Source organism: Gillisia xinjiangensis (genome assembly GCF_046298265.1).
Lineage (GTDB): Bacteria > Bacteroidota > Bacteroidia > Flavobacteriales > Flavobacteriaceae > Gillisia > Gillisia xinjiangensis.
Genome location: NZ_JBKAHK010000151.1, coordinates 1 through 500, shown reverse-complemented (window position 1 = coordinate 500; position 500 = coordinate 1). Strand labels below are relative to the sequence as shown.

General features: G+C 65.8%; 1 protein-coding gene. It reads left to right on the top strand.

Going from position 1 to position 500, the window contains the following annotated elements; genetic code table 11:
- Positions 1-161 precede the first annotated feature (161 nt).
- The coding region (locus ACKGJN_RS16960) for a hypothetical protein (RefSeq protein ID WP_409540767.1) at positions 162-500 on the top strand (339 nt) is incomplete at its 3' end.

The following is a 500-nucleotide window of genomic DNA, read 5'->3' as shown; positions in this document are numbered from 1 at the left end:
CTGCCGGACACCCGGCAAGATCGGCACCCGCCGGTCCTGCGCCGCGGGCAGAAGCTGCAGCACAGGCCGGCAGCGCCGCCGAGGTGCCTACCCTAAATCATTGATTTTCCGGTTATTGAGGCCCTGGCCCACTTCTTGCTGATTAGCGGTCGGAGGACTCTATGTACGACTTGGAAGTGACCGGCATTCACACTGGCCTGCCGCCTGGCGCGCAGGAGGGCGCGCGCTATGAGGGGCAGCCCCAGCTGGACTTCAGCTTCGGCGACTTCCTGGACATCATTAATCCGCTGCAGCACATCCCCCTGGTCGGCAACCTCTACCGCGAGGTCACCGGCGACGAGATCAGCCCCCACGCCCGGATCCTGGGTAACACCTTATTCGGCGGCCCCTCCGGCTTCCTCGCCTCCATCGCCAACGTTTTCTACGAGGCCGTCGCCGGCGAGGATGTCGGCGAGAGGGTGATCGCCATGCTCAGCGGCGACGGCGGCGATGCCGAGCCG